Here is an 18,589-nt window from a genome sequence, read left to right as displayed (position 1 = left end):
ACCCATTTCAAATCGAAAAATCCAAAAACAAGGTATAACATCTTTAATTACAGTAGATTATATAGATATAAAAAAGCAACGTTTGGACACTAATGAGTATAAATTTATTATACAACAGCTGTTGCTGCCGGTTCATACAATTTAAAACGCTGCAAAAGAGCCGGAGATTGTCTGCAAAGGCCCTGGGATTTTAGTTTAAACATTCCGAAGAAGAAAGCTTTTACTCTAAGAGCAGCGGGAGTGGAGACTGCAGCAGCAGACTTTTTCTGAAAGCTGAACACCGTCTTTTTACTTCCTGGTAAGCAAAAAATGGAGAAACAGCCAAATTTACCTTCTCAAAATTTTCATTCCTGCAAAAAGATGTTAGCTTTGCAGCGCAAATGAGCAAGAACAGATTACATATTACCTCTCCGGTTGTGGCAGCGCCTGTTGCCTGCGGTTCTGCTATGCATCACCAGCACATCCATCATTCCTCGTAAGAGGAAGCCAATCAATATATTGCCCCCGCGGGTATTAGCCCGAATTATACTTTGTCCTAAGCAAAGCAGTGCCTATTTTTGTACCATAAATTTCCAGATATAAAAACATGCTTCGTATAGCCATCCAAAAATCCGGCAGACTCAGCGACGACTCGCTGAACCTGATCCGTGAATGTGGAATTTCCTTTATCAGCAGCTCGCTGAAACTGAAAACCGAATCCACCAATTTTCCGCTCGAAATCCTGTTCCTCCGCGACGACGACATACCCGGATATGTAGCCGACGGCGTAGCCGATATTGGAATTGTGGGCGAAAACGTGCTGGTAGAGGAAGGCAAGCAGCACCTGACGGTAGAACAGCTGGGCTTTTCGAAGTGCCGCCTGTCGCTGGCCGTGCCCAAGGCAACCGAATATAAGTCCGTAGCTGACCTGGAAGGCATGAACATTGCCACTTCCTACCCGAACATCCTGCAAAACTTCCTCGACGAAAATGGCGTGAAAGCGCAAATTCATACCATCAGCGGATCGGTTGAAATTGCCCCCAGCATCGGGCTGGCAGAAGCTATCTGCGATATTGTAAGCTCCGGCAGTACGCTCATCAGCAACGGACTGCGGGAAGTGGAGCGGGTATTTAAGTCGCAGGCAGTGCTGATTGCCAACGAAGACCTGAGCGAAGAGAAGCGCGAAATACTGGCAAAGTTACTTTTCAGGATACATGCCGTGCAGCGGGCCCAGAAAACAAAGTACATCGTGCTCAACAGCCCGAACGAAAGTATTGAGCGCATCAAAGAACTGTTACCGGGCATTAAGTCGCCGACTATCCTTCCGCTGGCGGAAGAAGGCTGGAGCTCCATCCACTCCGTAGTTCAGGAAGATGCGTTCTGGGAAATTATCGAGAAAATTAAAGATGCCGGCGCGCAGGGCATATTGGTTGTACCTATCGAGAAAATGATTGTATGATGCGGAAAATTGAATACCCGGTCAAACCCGAATGGGCAGGCCTGGTAAGCAGGCCCACCAAAAACCTGGAAGACCTGGAACCCGGCATCCTGGAAACGTTCCGGCTGGTAAAAGAAAAAGGCGATGCCGCTTTGCGGGAACTGACGCAGAAATATGACGGCATTACGGTGGAGGAACTGCTTGTTTCGGAAACTGAAATAGCCGCAGCTGCATCGCAACTGAAAGTAGAGCTGAAGGAGGCGATCCAGCAGGCACACAGCAACATAGAAGCATTTCATAAAGGACAGGCGGAGCCTCTGCGCAAAACAGAAACCATGCCGGGCGTAACCTGCTGGCGCAAAAGCGTGGCGATTGATTGTGTGGGGCTTTATATTCCCGGTGGCACAGCGCCCTTGTTTTCGACACTGCTCATGCTGGGGGTACCGGCAAAACTGGCCGGCTGTCGAGAAATAGTGCTTTGCACGCCGCCTTCCAAAGACGGTACCGTGCATCCAGCCATCCTATATGCGGCTTCGTTGCTGGGCATAACTAAAATTGTGAAGGCAGGAGGCGCACAGGCTATTGCAGCCATGGCCTTCGGTACCGAAACGGTAACAGCGGTACATAAAATCTTCGGACCGGGTAACCAATACGTAACGGTGGCAAAGCAGCTGGTAAGCAAAGCCGGTGTCGCCATCGACCTCCCTGCCGGTCCTTCGGAAGTGCTGGTCATTGCCGACGATTCGGCCCATCCTGCTTTTGTAGCGGCCGACCTGTTGTCGCAGGCCGAGCACGGGCCGGATTCGCAGGTGATTTTCCTGACCAACTCCAAAGAGTTGCTGGAACAGGTGGAGCAGGAGCTTCAGGCACAGCTGGAGGTGTTGCCCCGTAAAGAATTTGCAGCCAAAGCTTTAGAGAACAGCCTGGCTATTCTGCTGCACAGCGTGGAAGGGATGCTGGCCTTCTCGAACCTGTATGCGCCGGAACACCTGATCCTGGCGGTGAAGAACTTCGAAAACCTGGAGCGCTATGTGACCAATGCAGGCTCTGTGTTCCTGGGCAACTACAGCCCGGAATCGGCCGGCGACTATGCCTCCGGAACCAACCATACCTTACCCACCAACGGCTATGCCCGCGCCTACAGCGGCGTGTCGCTGGATAGTTTTGTAAAGAAAATAACCTTTCAGCACATCACACCACAGGGGCTGCAGCACATCGGCAAAACCATTGAGGTGATGGCAGAAGCCGAAGGGCTGGAAGCGCACAAAAATGCAGTTAGTGTACGATTAAAGGAGGTGAACAATGTTTAAGCTGCAGGAGCTCGTGCGGCCAAATGTGCTGAAGATGAAACCTTATTCATCGGCACGCGACGAATTTAAAGGATCGGCCAGTATCTTTATTGATGCGAACGAAAACAACGTAGGCAGCCTGGCCGGCGGCACCTACAACCGCTACCCGGACCCGCACCAGAAGAAGCTGAAGAAGCGCATCGCCGAAATAAAAGGTGTGCGGCCCTCGCAGATTTTCCTGGGCAACGGCAGCGACGAAGCCATCGACCTGCTCTTCCGGATGCTCTGCACGCCGGGGCAGGACACCATGCTGCAACTGCCGCCTACCTACGGCATGTACGAAGTATCGGCTAACCTGAACGATGTGCAGCTGCAGTCGGTACAGCTGACACCCGATTTCCAGGTGCCGGTAGAGGAGGTGCTGCGACAGGTGAAGCCAACCACCAAGCTGCTCTTCATCTGTTCGCCCAACAACCCGACCGGCAACCTAATTGAACCGGAAAGGGTAGAGGCCCTGCTGCGCAACTTCAACGGCGTGGTGGTGCTGGATGAAGCTTATATTGACTTTGCCTCCGAACCAAGCTGGATCACGCGCCTCGACGAGTTTCCAAACCTGGTGGTGCTGCAGACTTTTTCCAAAGCCTGGGGCATGGCCGGATTGCGCTTAGGGCTGGCCTTTGCTTCGGAAGAAATCATCAGCCTGCTCGACAAGATAAAGCCGCCTTACAACATCAACGAAGCAACGCAGGAGCTGGCGCTGCAGGCCCTGGAGAAGGAAGAAGAGCTGAAGTACATGGTGGAGGAGATCATACAGGAGCGCGAGCTGCTGGTGCAGGCGCTGCCAACGCTGGAGGCGGTACTGAAAGTCTACCCATCCGATGCGAACTTCCTGCTGGTGCAGGTAACAGACGCCAACCGCCTGTACGACCACCTGATCGCACGCGGCATTGTGGTGCGCAACCGCTCCAGCCTTCCGGGCTGCGAAGGCTGCCTCCGTATTTCGGTAGGTACGCTGGAAGAGAACCAGCAACTGCTGCAGGCGATCCGGGAGTTTAGATAGTAGCTATGTTTTGTCCCCCTTTGAAGCTAATCTTGTAGGGAAAATCCTGCTTCAAGTTTAGCGTAGCGTAACTTGGAGCTCTGTATTATGAAAGCTTTCAGCTTTCGTGCCTGCGCATGCCAGCTTTTATAGACACGCAAGTTGAAAACTTGCCGGATGAAAAGCTCCAAGTTACGCTACGCTAAACTTGAAGCAGTTCTTGCTCAGTTAACGAGCTAAGGTAATGGTTGCAAAACAGACAATTTTTTCCCTACAAGATCAGCTTTGAAGGGGGCTGGGGGATGACTTACACCTGTGAACAAAAATTGGTTCATGCTATTGACTTGACTTTATACATATCCCATGCATCATCCCCCTTACCCCCTTCAAAGGGGGACTTTTTTGTTACTCTTTCACCTTTAACATAAAATGAAAAAAGCGCTTTTTATAGATCGTGACGGCACAATCCTGGTGGAGCCGAAAACCGATTACCAGGTAGATTCTTTCGAGAAATTTTCTTTTATCCCGAAGGCTATCCAGAACCTGGTGAAGATTTACAACGAGCTCGATTACGAGTTTGTGATGGTGACAAACCAGGACGGGCTGGGCACCGACTCGTATCCGGAAGAAACTTTCTGGCCGTACCAGAACAAGATGCTGGAGATCCTGGAAAGCGAAGGCGTGAAGTTTCATGAAATCCTGATCGACCGAAGCTTTGAGCACGAAGGGCTGCACACCCGTAAGCCGGGTATTGGCATGATGAAGCATTACCTGGAAGGGGAGTACGACCTGGAAAACTCCTACGTGATCGGTGACCGGCTGACGGATGTGCAGCTGGCCAAGAACCTGGGCACCAAGTCTATTTACCTTTCTGAGGGAACAGCGGAAGAGGCTACGCTGAGCACCAACAGCTGGGACGAAATTTACCTGTACCTGCGCCTGCCGCAACGCACGGCCAGCATCAACCGCAAGACTTCCGAAACCAGCATTGCCATTAACCTGAACCTGGACGGTACCGGTAAAATGAACATCCATACCGGGCTTGGCTTTTTCGACCACATGCTGGAGCAGCTCGGCAAGCACGGTAAGCTCGACCTGGACATCCAGGTACAGGGCGACCTGCACATCGACGAGCACCATACCATCGAAGACACCGGCCTGGCCTTAGGCGAAGCCTTCCTTGCAGCGCTGGGCGACAAAAAAGGCATCAGCCGCTACGGTTTCCTGCTGCCCATGGACGACGTGCTGGCACAGGTGGCGATCGATTTCAGCGGCCGCCCCTGGATTGTGTGGGATGCTACCTTTAAACGCGAAATGGTGGGCGACATGCCAACCGAAATGTTCTTCCACTTCTTCAAATCTTTCAGCGACACCTCCAAGTGCAACCTGAACGTGAAAGCAGAAGGCGAGAACGAACACCATAAGATAGAAGCCATTTTTAAAGCGTTTGCAAAAGCAATCCGGATGGCGGTGCAGCGTAACCCCGAAGACAACACCATTCCGAGCACGAAAGGCACGTTGTAGTATTTCCCGGGCAGCAGTGGCTGTGGAGGCAGGAGCAGCAGATTTTTTTGCAAAACAATGTAGGGAAGGAAGCAGTACGTTGCCATCATGTAACAGCAACTCATCCCGAGGATAAACAACAAAAAAGAGGGTGTCCAAAAAGGTCACCCTCTTTTGTTTTCATAGCATTTGAGCTATATTAGAGGTATGAGTAGAAAGGTTGTCTTCAAGGAGTTGACTGCCGATCAGGTTGTCCTCTTTCCCCCGAGCATCGGAGATCGTATTGCAGCAGGCCACCCGGTGCGGCTGGTCAATCAGGTAGTAGATAAGCTTCAGTTGGATGATTTGCTCTCCACCTATAAAGGAGGCGGCACGAGCCGTTACCATCCACGCATGCTTTTGAAGGTGCTCTTCTACGCCTACTTCTGCAACATCTACTCCTGCCGCCGCATTGCCCAGGCCCTGGAAGAGAACATCCACTTCATGTGGCTTTCAGGCAACAGCACCCCTGACTTCCGCACCATCAATGACTTTCGCTCCAAGCGCCTCAAAAACCAGATCAACCACCTGTTTGCAGAAGTAGTGCGGCTTCTGCATGATTTGAAGTATGTGAGCCTGGATGTGCAGTATATAGACGGCACCAAGCTAGAAGCCGCTTCCAACCGTTACAGCTTCGTATGGAAAGGTTCGGTAGAGAAAAATAAGGCCAAACTGGAAGACAAAATCAATGGTGTTCTCTCCCAAATCAAACAGGCTATCAGAGAGGATAAAGCCCATGCCACTACCCCTGAGGAGTCCTCCAGGGTGGACGCTACGCAACTCCGCCAGAAGCTTGAGGAGCTAAACCAGCGCCTGCCGACACTGGGCAAGAAAGCGCAAAAGCAGGTAAAGAAGCTACAAGAAGAGCACCTGCCACGGCTCGAGAAGTATGAGCAGCAACTACAGGTGCTGGGTGAGCGGAACAGCTACAGCAAAACAGATGAGGATGCCTCTTTCATGCGCATGAAGGAGGACCACATGAAGAACGGGCAGCTCAAGCCCGCCTACAACACCCAAATCAGCACAGAAAACCAGTTCATCACCCATTACTCCCTTCACCAGCGCCCGGGCGACGTGGCCACGCTCATCTCGCACCTGGAGGAGTTTGAAAAGCAGCATCATAAGCAATCAGAAAAAGTAGTAGCCGATGCAGGTTACGGCTCAGAGCAGAATTATGAGTGGCTGGAAGAGCACAAGGTGGAGGCTTTTGTCAAGTACAACTACTTTCATAAAGAGCAGAAAAGAAACTTCAAAAACAACTTCTTTCATACCCAGAACCTCTACTACAATCAAGAGCAGGATTACTTTGTCTGCCCCATGGGCCAGCATATGGAAAAGGTGGGGGAATACAAGCGCAAGAGTGAGTTGGGCTACGAGTACAGTGTGAGCCGCTACAGGGCAAGGTGCTGCCAGGGCTGTCCTTTGCGGGGCATGTGCCACAAGGGGAAAGGCGAGCGGGAGATAGAGGTCAACCACAAACTCAGGGCCTACAGGGCAAAGGCACGGGAGCGGCTGTTGAGTGAGGAAGGGGTGCAGCTGCGAAAGAGAAGAGCCATAGAACCCGAGGCGGTATTCGGGCAGCTAAAGAGTAACAACAGGTTTAACCGTTTCAAACTTCGTTCCCTGGCAAAGGTGCGACTGGAGTTCGGACTGGCTGCCATTGGCCACAACCTGCGGAAAATGGTGACCACAGAGCAAAGGCAGAAAAAGGCAGCGGCTATGGCTTTGGAGAAAGCTGCTAAGGCCATAAAAGAGGCTTCTTCAAGCCTTGTGGAGAGTGGTAAACTCGTGCTGAGAGCGATAAAGGCAAAATGGTGCACCCTGAGGCATCTGAGCTACAGCCTACAAATTATTGCGTAAAAGAAATAGAAACACAAAGAGGCTGCCCCTTTTCGGACAGCCTCTTTTTTTATTGATTATGTAGGTATCTCAAAGCGACCGGAGCCAGTACTGAGCGGCTTCCAGGCTATCGAAAGTTCTGATCAGATCGATGTCTACGGTATGGCGCAAGGCCTTGTCGGTGGAAAGGCGGCTGAAGGTACTCGGAGAGTAAATCCAGGCAAAATGCTTCAGGCCGGCAGCTTTCATGCGTGGAAACCAGTCTTCGCCAACCCACCTCGAAGCCCCGGACCAGATGCCTTCCACGTTGGTATTATCGTTAAGCACTTTATAGCAATGTTTCTCCTGCATGCAGTGCAGAATCTGCTCACAACCAGCCGTAACGGTATCATAATTTACATAGCCACGCCAATTTACATAGATCCAGTCATCAGCAGGATTAAACTCAATTGCTATGTACGTTTCTCTGTAAAGTATCTCGTTTCTCATAGACTTTAGCTGTCATTTGCTTAACGTGAGGCTGCAAAGGTAAAAAGCATTCCGCTAAATCAACAGGTAAAACTTCTTTTTTGTTTTATAAAGGAAGGCATATCAGGGATTTTTTATTTATAAAATACAATTCTAATCATTTTATAATTTTATTCTGGAACGTAGATAGACATCTAACTTCCTGACTACAAAGTGCCTGAACAGCGGTTTCGTTACATAAAGATAATCTTGCCAAAACTGCCCCTAAAACCTAAGTAAACCTGCTGCAGTACGTATCATGTAGTACCTGAACCTTAACCCGGCACGGCATCATGTTTACCAGGCTATTTGTAACTTTTGCGTTTTTCCTCGGACAACTGTGGAGCGGTAGCAGTGCGGCCAATGCACAATTCGCTGTAACTTCTGACACGGTAGCAGCAGGCGGTGACACAAAAACCGGGGCCATCCGCAAGCTGGCAGAAGCTGTAAAGCTCCGGACTGTCTCCAGGCTAGACACAGGCGCTGTGAATTTTGCAGCCTTTACGGCTCTGCACCACTACCTGCAGCAGGCATTCCCGCTGGTGCACCGGCAGCTGGCACGGGAGGTGGTGAACGACTACAGCCTGCTTTACACCTGGCGCGGGAGTGATCCTGCTTTGAAGCCGGTCCTGTTCAGCGCGCACTTGGATGTGGTACCGGTAGAGGATGCTTCAGATGAAAAATGGAAATACGACCCGTTTGCCGGCATGGTAGCAGACGGATACATCTGGGGGCGGGGCACCATGGATGACAAATACCGTGTCATTGCCCTTCTGGAGGCTGTAGAGCAGATGCTGCAGCGTGGTTATACCCCTGCACGAACCATATTGCTGGCCTTCGGGCACGACGAAGAAGTGGGCGGCCTGGCGGGAGCCGGAAAAATAAGCGCCCTGCTGGGCGAAAGGAGCGTGCGCCTGGCAGCAGTGTTTGACGAAGGGCTGGCCGTTACCGACGGACTGATGCCTTCCATTGACAGGCCGGTGGCTTTTATCGGAACAGCTGCCAAAGGAAACATCAATTTCCAATTGACCGTGAAAGGGGGCGGCGGCCATTCTTCCATTCCGCCATCCGACACCCCTATCTCTGTGCTGGGCGAAGCCATTGCCCGCATCAACCGGCACCCGTTTAAAGCACGCATTACCCCCTCCACCCGCAATACATTGGATATCCTGAGCCAGGAGATGGGAACCATGTACCGTATATCGATGAAGTTTTACTGGCTGCTGAAGGGGATCATCAAAAAGAAACTTTCCAACAACCAGGCCACCGATGCCCTCATCCGCACAAAAGTGGCGCCGACCATCATCCAGGCTGGCGATAAATTCAACGTGCTGCCGCGTGTGGCTACTGCGGTAATTAACGTCCGGATACTGACAGGCGAGACGGATGCCAGCGTGCTGGCTTACCTGAAAAAAGTGGTAGACGACGACCGCGTACAGATAGAGCAGTACGGTGTATACACGCCGCCTTCCCCCGTTACGTCCACCGACACCTGGCTCTACAGCGCCCTGAAATCGACCATACTGGAGGTATTCCCAGATGCAGCCGTTGCCCCGGCCCTGTTTCCGGGCGCCACCGATGCCAAGCACTATACCGACAAAGCCGACAATGTTTTCCTGTTTGCGCCGCAGGTGGTGAACCCTGAAAATGCCCGGCTGGTGCATAATGTAAATGAACGGCTGTCGGTGGAGGTTTTTGAAGGTTGCATTGTGTTCTACCAGAGGCTGCTGGAGCGGGTAAGCGGGAAAGGGAGCGATTCGGCTGCTTACTAGTGCTCCCCCGGGCGAGGAGCAGAGGCTGTGGTGGCAGCTGCAGCAGAGTTTTTTACCGTAGGACCGGAGCAGGTTACTTCAATAACATCGAAGAACTGAGTTTATAGCGCGCCGAACTTGTTTGTGGAGATCTTACTTATTTACTGCCATTGGCGAGCCTGAATGGTAACAAAGGTAAATACTTGTAGTATATACTAAAAGTATTTACTTTTGTAAAAACAAACCATCATGAAAAACCTATCCTTGAAACTGGAAGATAAAATCTTTCAGGAGACCGAGCATATACTTGCTAAAGTTCACAAGAACAGGAACAGGTATATCAATGAAGCTTTAGAATTTTATAATAAAATTCAAAAAAGAAGACTTCTTGCCAGCCAACTTGAAAATGAATCAAAATTAGTTGCGGGCGAATCCCTTTCTGTTTTAGCTGAATTTGAAGCATTGGAAGATGAAGCAGTTTGAATTGTGGATTGCCGACTTAAACCCAAGGATTGGAACTGAAACAGGGAAAGTCAGGCCAGTAGTTATTATACAAACAAACCTTCTGAATAAGTCTCATCCATCAACAATTGTTTGTCCTGTAACGACCAATGTGCAGCCTAAATCAGATATATTACGCGTACACCTTTCTAAAGGAATGGCGAACGTAAAAGAAGATTGTGACATCATGATTGATCAAATAAGGGCTATTGATAATTCCAGGTTGATGCGCAGAATTGGTCAATTAGATGAAAAGGTTAAAAACAAAATAAAAGAGAATGTTAAAATAGTTCTGGACTTAGATTAAAAGTCCATCTGCCAATCCGCTATTTGCTGCTTTTGTTCCTCTGCACCTGCCACCACAGCCTCTGCTGCTTATTCCACCTTTCATAATAGCCGGACCTGCTTAAAATAAATTTTAAATTTTTTCGCGGAATATTTTGCAAGTATCGTACTAAAACCTACTTTTGCTGTACAAGAAGCTTATTTAGAGAAATGATACATGAACTTCATAACGCATGGTGGTGGCACGTAGGGAAAAACTTCGTGAACAGCACTGCTATGTATAATCTGAAGAAATAAAATATAGCAAATTTAAAGGTACCGAAAGCCTGCTGTTCACCCGAATGGCAGGCTTTTTCTTTTATTCAAAACGATGAAAAAATTTAAGATCAATACGAAGCACAAGGAACTGCTGGCTGACGTGATAACGCCGGTAAGTGTATACCTGCGGCTTCGGGACCGGTTCCCCAACAGCATCCTGCTGGAAAGCTCCGACTATCATGGCGCCGAGAACAGCTTCTCGTACATCTGTTGCAGCCCGATGGCCAGCATCAAGCTGGAGAATGAAGAGCTGATCGAGACGTTCCCCGATGGTTCCATTGTGCATACGCAGGTGACGCCGGAGGTTAATGTGCCGGATCGTGTTGCGGCTTTTGCTTCCAGCTTCGAGGTGGAACTGGATAAGAAATTCAGCTTCATCCAGAACGGCCTGTTCGGCTACATGAACTACGATGCCGTTCGTTACTACGAAGACATCGATATTAACCTGCGCGAGGAACGCATCCGGATTCCGGATGTATACTACAATGTGTACCGCTATATTATCGCGATTAATCATTTCTCGAACAAAGCTTACATTTTTTCGCACCAGTACGGCGAGGTGCAGGACGACGGCATCGAACTGCTGGAGTCGCTGCTCAACAGCCAGAACATTCCGAGTTATAATTTCAGAATGGTTGGCGAAGAAGAATATAACATCGACAGCGAGAGCTTCCTGTTTAATATCGAGCGGGCGCGCCAGCACTGTTTCCGCGGCGATGTGTTCCAGTTGGTGCTTTCCAGGCGGTTTGCGCAGTCGTTCCAGGGAGATGAATTTAATGTGTACCGCGCCCTGCGTTCCGTAAACCCGTCGCCTTACCTGTTTTACTTCGACTACGGCAGCTTTAAAATTTTCGGCTCTTCACCGGAAGCGCAGCTGATCATTAAAGACGACAAAGCCAGCATTTTCCCGATTGCCGGCACCTTCCGCCGCACCGGCGACGATGCCGCCGACGCTGCTTTGGCCGAAAAACTGCTCGCCGACCCGAAAGAAAATGCCGAACACGTAATGCTCGTGGACCTGGCCCGCAACGACCTGAGCCGAAACGGCTATGATGTGAAAGTGGAAACCTTCCGCGAAATCCAGTTCTACTCGCACGTGATTCACCTGGTATCCAAAGTATCGGGCAAACTGCACAACCACGCCGACTCGCTGCAGATGGTGGCCAGCACGTTTCCGGCAGGCACTTTGTCAGGCGCTCCCAAGCACATGGCCATGCAGCTCATCGACCGCTACGAAACCACCAACCGCTCCTTCTACGGCGGCTGCATCGGCTTCCTCGACTTTAACGGGAACTTCAACAGCGCCATCATGATCCGGTCTTTCCTGAGCAAAGACTACAAACTCTACTACCAGGCCGGAGCAGGTGTGGTGGCAGCTTCAAACCCGGAAAGTGAGCTGCAGGAGGTCGATAACAAGCTGATGGCCCTCCGGAAAGCATTAAAAATAGCCCAGAAGATCAACAAATAATATGGACGTTCTTGTAATAGATAACTACGACTCCTTCACGTATAACCTCGTGCACCTGCTCGAGGAACTGGGAGCTAACGTAACCGTACGCCGCAACGATAAGATAACGCTGGAAGAGGTAGGCGCTTTCGATAAAATCATGCTGTCGCCAGGACCGGGCATTCCGGATGAAGCAGGAATTCTGAAAGACGTTATCCGGGAATACGGCCCGACCAAAAGCCTGCTGGGCGTGTGCCTGGGACATCAGGCAATAGGTGAGGTGTTTGGTGGTAAGTTGTTCAACAGCAACGATGTATGGCATGGAATCTCTACGAAAGTAAAGGTGACGGATGCGCAGGAACCGCTCTTCAAAGGACTTCCCGAAAGCTTTAACATCGGCCGCTACCACTCCTGGTTAGTGGAATCGAACATGCCGGAGGAACTGCTTCCAACTGCCGTTGACGAGACCGGTCACGTTATGGCGCTCCGCCACCGCGACTACGATGTACGCGGTGTGCAGTTCCACCCGGAGTCGGTGCTGACTGAACATGGCAAAGAGATCATTAAGAACTGGCTGGAGAGTTAATTGTCTGAATTTGGATTCGTCAGATTAGTGGATTAATGGATTTTTGAAAATGAATCATTTCTTACTGTTGAAGAATGAATTAAATACAAAAATCTGATTAATCCTTTCATCTGACGAATCCAAATTCAGACAGAAAAGATAAACATATGAAAGAAATACTAAACCACCTGTTCGAGCACAAAACGCTGACGAAAGAGCAGGCCCGGGAGGTGCTGATGAAAGTTGCTTCCGGTTCCTATAACCAAAACCAGATATCGAGTTTCCTGACAGTGTTTATGATGCGCAGCATCACTGTGCACGAACTGGAAGGTTTCCGCGACGCGCTGCTGGAGCTCTGCCACCGCGTGGACCTGGATGCTTATAACCCCATTGACCTGTGTGGTACCGGTGGCGATGGCAAAGATACGTTTAACATCTCTACGCTTTCTTCGTTTGTGGTGGCGGCCAACGGCATTCCGGTAGCCAAGCACGGGAACTACGGCGTTTCGTCGGCCTGCGGCTCTTCGAACGTGCTGGAGGCGTTGGGGGTAAAATTTACCACCGATCATGACCAGCTGGAGCGAAACATCGACAAGTATAACATCTGCTTTCTGCACGCGCCCCTGTTTCACCCGGCTATGAAAAGTGTTGGGTCTATTCGCAAAGAACTGGGCGTGAAAACCTTCTTCAACATGCTCGGTCCGATGGTGAATCCAGCCTTCCCGAAACGGCAGATGGTGGGGGTGTTCAGCCTGGAGCTGGCGCGCATGTACGGTTACCTGTACCAGCAGCAAACCGATACCCGCTACAGCATCGTACACACCCTGGACGGCTACGATGAAATCTCCCTGACCAGCCCGTTCAAGCTGATATCAGACGAGAGCGAGCTGCTCCTGGATGCGGAGAACCTGGGGCTGCCACGCCTGCAACAGGAGCAGATACAGGGCGGTCACGATATAAAAGGGTCTACAGACATATTCCTGCAGGTGCTCCGAGGAGAAGGTACGGCAGCGCAGCAAGCAGTAGTTGCGGCAAACGCGGGTATGGCTATTCAATGCGCTCGTCCTGAGTTGAGTTACCAGGAGGGTGTGGCGCAGGCGCAGGAAACGCTGGCCTCCGGGGCTGCTTTTGATTTGTTTAAACGGTTTATCAACGATAACTGATAAAAGTAAATTTACTGCTTCAAGTTTTCAACTTGGAGCATTTATCGTGTAAGCTTTCAGCTTACACGGAAGAGCTAACTCTTTGCTACTTCGGATTTGTTAATCCGAAGTATTACTGTTGCGGGTCTCCAGACCCGAGTGCCCCAGCAGCTGGTCAACAGGGATTGAGAAATCCCCTGCCACTTGTTTTCGGATTGATAAATCCGAAAAAGCAATATGCTGAGGCTATGGTATACCGTTAAAGAACCAGACGAAACAGCTTATAGTAAATAACATCAAGCCAACGATTTACAATTTCAGAACATGAATGTTTTAGAAGAAATTATAGCATACAAATACAAAGAAGTAGCCGAACGGAAAGAGCTGTACCCGGTAAAACTGCTGGAGAAGAGCATGTACTTCCCGACACCCTGCGTTTCGCTGGAACAATACCTGCTGCGACCGGATAAAAGCGGGATCATTGCCGAAATAAAACGCCGCTCACCTTCCCGTGGCGATATCAACCCGTATGTGTCGGTGGAGCGCACATCGATCGGGTATATGCAGGCAGGGGCTTCGGCACTTTCTGTATTAACCGATACGAAGTATTTCGGTGGCAAGAACGAGGATCTCATGACGGCCCGCAAGTTTAATTACTGCCCGATTCTGCGCAAGGATTTTACGGTGGATGAGTACCAGATCATCGAAGCAAAATCGATCGGCGCTGATGCCATTCTGCTGATTGCCGCTGCCCTGGAACCTGCACGCCTGAAAGAACTGGCTGCCTTTGCCCGCTCTCTTGGACTTGAAGTGTTGCTTGAAGTGCGCGACAAAGAGGAACTGGACGCGACGCTGAGCGAGCATATCACGGTTGTGGGCGTGAACAACCGCAACCTGAAAGATTTCAAAACCGATATTAACGCTTCTTACGAAATAGCCCGGCACATTCCGGCAGGCATTACCAAGATTTCCGAAAGCGGCATCAGCAAACCGGAAACCATGATTGAATTGAAGAATGCCGGTTTCAACGGGTTCCTGATCGGGGAGACTTTCATGAACAGCAGCCGTCCGGAACGTGCCGCTGCCGAATTCATTCATCACTTCAGAGTTTTACAGGAAAAGAAGCAGGAGGAAGTATGCTAGTAAAGGTGTGCGGCATGCGGGAGCCGGAAAATATCCGGGAAGTTGCCGCCCTGCGGCCCGATTTCCTGGGTTTTATCTTCTACCCAAAATCCAGCCGCTACGCCGAAGGCAGCATCAACGAAGAAGTGCTTGCTGCGTTGCCTGCTACCACAAAGAAAGTGGGCGTTTTCGTAAATGCTTCAACAGCAGCGGTTTTGGAGGCAGCAGCTAAATACAAATTTAACCTGTTGCAGCTGCATGGGCACGAGTCGCCGGAGCAGTGCCGGGAACTGCAGGAGGCAGGTTACCAGGTGGTGAAAGCTTTTTCGGTGGATGATAACTTTAATTTTGAAGACCTGCAGCCCTACGAGAACAGCTGCGACTATTACCTCTTCGATACCAAAGGCAAAAATTACGGCGGCAACGGTGTGGTATTTAACTGGGAAATCCTGGAGCAATATCCTTCAGACAAACCCTACTTCCTGAGCGGCGGACTGAACCTGGAGAATATCAGCGGCATTCACGGCATAAAGAAAAAGCCTTTTGCACTGGATGTGAACAGCGGCTTTGAACTGGCGCCGGGCCTGAAGGATGTGGAGAAAGTAAAGACGTTGCTGAAGGATTATAAAAAACCTTTGTAAGGTAAAAGAATTGATAATGAGAAAGTTTACGTTAAGAGTTAAGTGCTTAAAACCACTCATAACTCTTAACTTTTAACTCTTAACTAAAAAACATGAAGTTTACAGTAGACGACTATGGGTTCTACGGCAAATTCGGAGGAGCTTATATCCCCGAGATGCTTTACCCGAACGTGGAGGAGCTGCGGCAGAATTACCTGAAAATCATGCAGGAGCCTGATTTCCAGGAGGAGTTCCAGTCGCTTCTGAAGGATTATGTAGGCAGACCAACACCTTTGTATTTTGCCAAACGACTTTCGGAGAAGTACAACACCAAAATTTACCTGAAGCGGGAGGACCTCAACCACACCGGTGCGCACAAAATTAACAACACGGTAGGGCAGATTTTGCTGGCAAAGCGCCTGGGCAAAACCCGCATCATTGCCGAGACAGGTGCCGGGCAGCATGGCGTGGCAACAGCTACGGTTTGTGCTTTAATGGGGATCGAGTGCGTGGTATATATGGGTGAAGTGGACATTAAACGCCAGGCCCCTAACGTAGCCCGTATGAAGATGTTAGGCGCCAGTGTGGTGCCGGCAACCAGCGGCAGCAAGACCCTGAAAGACGCCACCAACGAAGCCATCCGCGATTGGATCAACAATCCTGAAAACACTTATTACATCATCGGTTCCGTGGTAGGTCCGCACCCATACCCCGACATGGTAGCACGTTTCCAGTCCGTTATTTCGGAGGAGATGATGGCACAGCTGCAGGAGAAGGAAGGGCGTGATTACCCGGATTATGTGGTAGCCTGCGTGGGCGGCGGCAGCAATGCAGCCGGTGCTTTTTACCATTACCTGGACCGTCCGGAGGTGAAACTGGTGGCGGTAGAAGCGGCAGGTTTGGGCGTAGATTCAGGTGAGTCAGCCGCGACATCGGTACTGGGGAAAGAAGGTATCATTCACGGAAGCCGTACGCTGCTCATGCAGACCGAGGACGGGCAGGTAACAGAACCTTATTCCATTTCGGCAGGGCTTGATTACCCGGGCGTAGGTCCGTTGCACGCGCACCTCTTCGATACAAAACGAGCCATCTTCGAAAGTGTAACCGACGAAGAGGCACTGCAGGCGGTATTGGAACTGACCCGGCTCGAAGGCATTATTCCTGCTCTGGAAACGGCGCATGCCCTGGCTGCAGTCGGCAGACTGGGCGCAAAACCCGACGACGTGGTGGTCGTGAACCTTTCCGGGCGCGGCGATAAAGATCTGGCAACTTACTTAGAACGATTTCATTTTGATGAATAACAGAATACAAAAGCTCTTCGCAGAGAAGCAGCAGGGCCTGCTGTCGGTTTATTTTACTGCCGGTTACCCTAACCTGAACGATACAGTTCCGATCATCCTGGAGCTGGAGAAAAACGGCGTCGACCTGATTGAAGTCGGTATGCCTTTCTCCGATCCGCTGGCCGATGGCCCTACCATTCAGCAGAGCAGCGAAATCGCCATCCGCAACGGCATGACCATCCCGCTGTTGTTTGAGCAGCTGAAAGACATACGCGAGAAAACGCAGATCCCGCTGGTGCTGATGGGTTACCTGAACCCGGTGATGCAGTACGGCGTGGAGCGCTTCTGTAAAAAAGCAAGCGAAATCGGCATCGACGGTATCATCCTGCCCGACCTGCCGCTCTCGGATTATGTGCGGGAGTACAAGGAGCTGTTTGAGCAGTACAACCTGAGCAAGGTGTTCCTGGTAACGCCGCAAACACCGGAGCAGCGCATCCGCGAAATCGATGCCCAGTCCAATGGTTTTGTGTACATGGTTTCTTCGGCTTCTACTACCGGCAGTACCAGTGGCAAATCAGTAGAGAATACGGGGTATTTTGAGCGGCTGGCGGGACTGGAGTTGCGAAATCCGCGCATGATCGGGTTTGGCATCCATGACAAAGAAACCTTCCAAAGAGCCTGCAACCATTCCAGGGGCGCTATCATCGGGAGTGCGTTTATCAAAGCGCTGGCGAAGGAGGGAAGCCTGCAGGAAAACATCCGCACCTTTGTTCAAAGTTTAAGAAACTAGCACCATGATCATCATACTGCAACAAGGCCTGCCGGCCGCTCAGAAAGCAAATGTGCTGGAGCAGGTAAATAACATTGGCTACAAAGTAAACGAGGTAGAGACCCAGGCGGGCGATTACCTGGTGGCCATCGGCAAGAAAGAATTTGATATCCGGACTATCGGGCAATTGCCTGGCGTGGCCGATATTTTTATGGTAACGGACGAGTACCAGCTGATTTCCCGCAAATGGCGCGTAGAACCCACCCGGATAGACCTGGGTGATGGCGTGGTGGTAGGCGAAGGGCAGTTCAGCATCATGGCCGGTCCGTGTTCCATCGAGAGCGAACAGCAGATAGAGCAGGTCGTGGAGCACCTGAAAGCCAATAATGTCAAGATCATGCGCGGTGGCGTGTTCAAGCCCCGCAGTTCGCCGTATGCTTTCCGCGGCATGGGGCTGGACGGACTGAAAATGTTCCACCGCATCTGCAGCGAGAACGGCATCAAGATCATTACCGAAGTGATGCAGGTGTCGCAGATCGAGGAGATGATCGATTATGTGGATGTGTTCCAGGTGGGCGCCCGCAACAGCCAGAATTTTAACCTGCTGGATGCACTGGGTGCGTCGCAGAAGCCGGTGCTGCTGAAACGCGGAATTTCCGGAACCATCGAAGAATTGCTGCAGGCAGCGGAATACATTTTCTCCAACGGAAACGAAAATATCATGCTGTGTGAGCGGGGCATCCGTTCGTACGAAAAAGCTTATCGCAACGTGCTGGATCTGAATGCCGTGCCGGTACTGAAGGAGAAAACACACCTGCCGGTAATTGTGGACCCATCGCACGGCATCGGCATCCGCGATTACGTAGAACCTATGTCGCTGGCGGCTGTGATGGCCGGTGCTGACGGTGTTATTTACGAAGCGCATCCCCGTCCGGAAGAAGCGTATTCCGACGGGCAGCAGACGGTTAATTTTCATGCTTCGGAAAGGCTGATCAGTCGTATGCGGCAGGCTTATGCGTTGCGGGAAAGTTTTTAACAAAAATAAACCCGGTAGGTTTTGGAAACATTGTTGTCCGAAACCTTAGCCAGAAAGAATAAGCTGGTCGAGTAGTTTAGGATTTCCTTTGCAAAGAATTACAATATCTCTGATAATATC

General features: G+C 50.6%; 17 protein-coding genes. 16 read left to right on the top strand and 1 reads right to left on the bottom strand.

What is annotated here, in order from left to right; translation table 11 throughout:
• The first annotated feature begins 586 nt into the window (after positions 1-586).
• The 5 genes from hisG (at position 587) to DCW36_RS12465 (ending at position 7,147) form a co-directional block, all read left to right on the top strand.
• Positions 587-1,438: an ATP phosphoribosyltransferase gene (gene hisG, locus DCW36_RS12485; protein WP_114784812.1), complete on the top strand. Its 852-nt coding sequence runs from the start codon at positions 587-589 to the stop codon at positions 1,436-1,438.
• Positions 1,438-2,727 (top strand): histidinol dehydrogenase, encoded by a 1,290-nt coding sequence (hisD, locus tag DCW36_RS12480; RefSeq protein WP_114784814.1) that lies wholly within the window; start codon positions 1,438-1,440, stop codon positions 2,725-2,727. The genes hisG and hisD overlap by 1 nt, the downstream gene beginning before the upstream one ends.
• Positions 2,720-3,766: a histidinol-phosphate transaminase gene (gene hisC / locus DCW36_RS12475; protein WP_114784810.1), complete on the top strand. Its 1,047-nt coding sequence runs from the start codon at positions 2,720-2,722 to the stop codon at positions 3,764-3,766. Before hisD ends, hisC begins: the two co-directional genes overlap by 8 nt.
• A gap of 408 nt (positions 3,767-4,174) precedes the next feature.
• On the top strand, positions 4,175-5,269 hold the full coding sequence (gene hisB / locus DCW36_RS12470) for a bifunctional histidinol-phosphatase/imidazoleglycerol-phosphate dehydratase HisB (RefSeq protein ID WP_114784808.1): 1,095 nt from the start codon (positions 4,175-4,177) through the stop codon (positions 5,267-5,269).
• A gap of 186 nt (positions 5,270-5,455) precedes the next feature.
• Positions 5,456-7,147 (top strand): IS1182 family transposase, encoded by a 1,692-nt coding sequence (locus DCW36_RS12465; RefSeq protein WP_205702926.1) that lies wholly within the window; start codon positions 5,456-5,458, stop codon positions 7,145-7,147.
• Between the two features lie 69 nt (positions 7,148-7,216).
• Here DCW36_RS12465 and DCW36_RS12460 read toward each other — a convergent pair whose 3' ends face one another.
• Positions 7,217-7,615 (bottom strand): hypothetical protein, encoded by a 399-nt coding sequence (locus DCW36_RS12460; RefSeq protein ID WP_114784806.1) that lies wholly within the window; start codon positions 7,613-7,615, stop codon positions 7,217-7,219.
• A gap of 311 nt (positions 7,616-7,926) precedes the next feature.
• On the opposite strand from DCW36_RS12460, the gene DCW36_RS12455 reads away from it, so the two are divergent.
• The 11 genes from DCW36_RS12455 (at position 7,927) to DCW36_RS12405 (ending at position 18,469) form a co-directional block, all read left to right on the top strand.
• Positions 7,927-9,405, top strand: a complete 1,479-nt coding sequence (locus tag DCW36_RS12455; RefSeq protein ID WP_114784804.1) for a M20/M25/M40 family metallo-hydrolase — start codon at positions 7,927-7,929, stop codon at positions 9,403-9,405.
• Between the two features lie 228 nt (positions 9,406-9,633).
• Entirely contained in the window at positions 9,634-9,867 is a 234-nt protein-coding gene (locus DCW36_RS12450) for a hypothetical protein (protein WP_114784802.1), read from the top strand.
• Entirely contained in the window at positions 9,854-10,192 is a 339-nt protein-coding gene (locus DCW36_RS12445; protein WP_114784800.1) for a type II toxin-antitoxin system PemK/MazF family toxin, read from the top strand. Before DCW36_RS12450 ends, DCW36_RS12445 begins: the two co-directional genes overlap by 14 nt.
• Before the next feature lie 348 nt (positions 10,193-10,540).
• Complete coding sequence (locus tag DCW36_RS12440) at positions 10,541-11,956, top strand: anthranilate synthase component I family protein (protein ID WP_114784798.1); 1,416 nt, start codon at positions 10,541-10,543, stop codon at positions 11,954-11,956.
• Between the two features lies 1 nt (position 11,957).
• Positions 11,958-12,521, top strand: coding sequence for an anthranilate synthase component II (locus DCW36_RS12435; protein ID WP_114784796.1), 564 nt, complete (start codon positions 11,958-11,960; stop codon positions 12,519-12,521).
• A gap of 146 nt (positions 12,522-12,667) precedes the next feature.
• The gene (trpD, locus tag DCW36_RS12430) at positions 12,668-13,663 is read left to right on the top strand and encodes an anthranilate phosphoribosyltransferase (protein WP_114784794.1); all 996 of its coding nucleotides are present in this window, start codon (positions 12,668-12,670) and stop codon (positions 13,661-13,663) included.
• Between the two features lie 303 nt (positions 13,664-13,966).
• On the top strand, positions 13,967-14,785 hold the full coding sequence (trpC, locus tag DCW36_RS12425; protein WP_114784792.1) for an indole-3-glycerol phosphate synthase TrpC: 819 nt from the start codon (positions 13,967-13,969) through the stop codon (positions 14,783-14,785).
• The gene (locus DCW36_RS12420) at positions 14,779-15,405 is read left to right on the top strand and encodes a phosphoribosylanthranilate isomerase (protein ID WP_114784790.1); all 627 of its coding nucleotides are present in this window, start codon (positions 14,779-14,781) and stop codon (positions 15,403-15,405) included. Before trpC ends, DCW36_RS12420 begins: the two co-directional genes overlap by 7 nt.
• 92 nt (positions 15,406-15,497) lie before the next feature.
• A complete protein-coding gene (gene trpB / locus DCW36_RS12415; RefSeq protein WP_114784788.1) occupies positions 15,498-16,685 on the top strand; it encodes a tryptophan synthase subunit beta in 1,188 nt (395 codons plus the stop codon).
• Positions 16,678-17,454 (top strand): tryptophan synthase subunit alpha, encoded by a 777-nt coding sequence (gene trpA / locus DCW36_RS12410; RefSeq protein WP_114784786.1) that lies wholly within the window; start codon positions 16,678-16,680, stop codon positions 17,452-17,454. The genes trpB and trpA overlap by 8 nt, the downstream gene beginning before the upstream one ends.
• Before the next feature lie 4 nt (positions 17,455-17,458).
• Positions 17,459-18,469 (top strand): bifunctional 3-deoxy-7-phosphoheptulonate synthase/chorismate mutase, encoded by a 1,011-nt coding sequence (locus DCW36_RS12405; RefSeq protein WP_114784784.1) that lies wholly within the window; start codon positions 17,459-17,461, stop codon positions 18,467-18,469.
• Positions 18,470-18,589 lie beyond the last annotated feature (120 nt).

The sequence above is a fragment of the Botryobacter ruber genome, from assembly GCF_003347595.2.
GTDB lineage: Bacteria > Bacteroidota > Bacteroidia > Cytophagales > Hymenobacteraceae > Pontibacter > Pontibacter ruber_A.
Note: the sequence above shows the minus strand (reverse complement) of the source record. Positions and strands in the feature narration are given on the sequence as shown.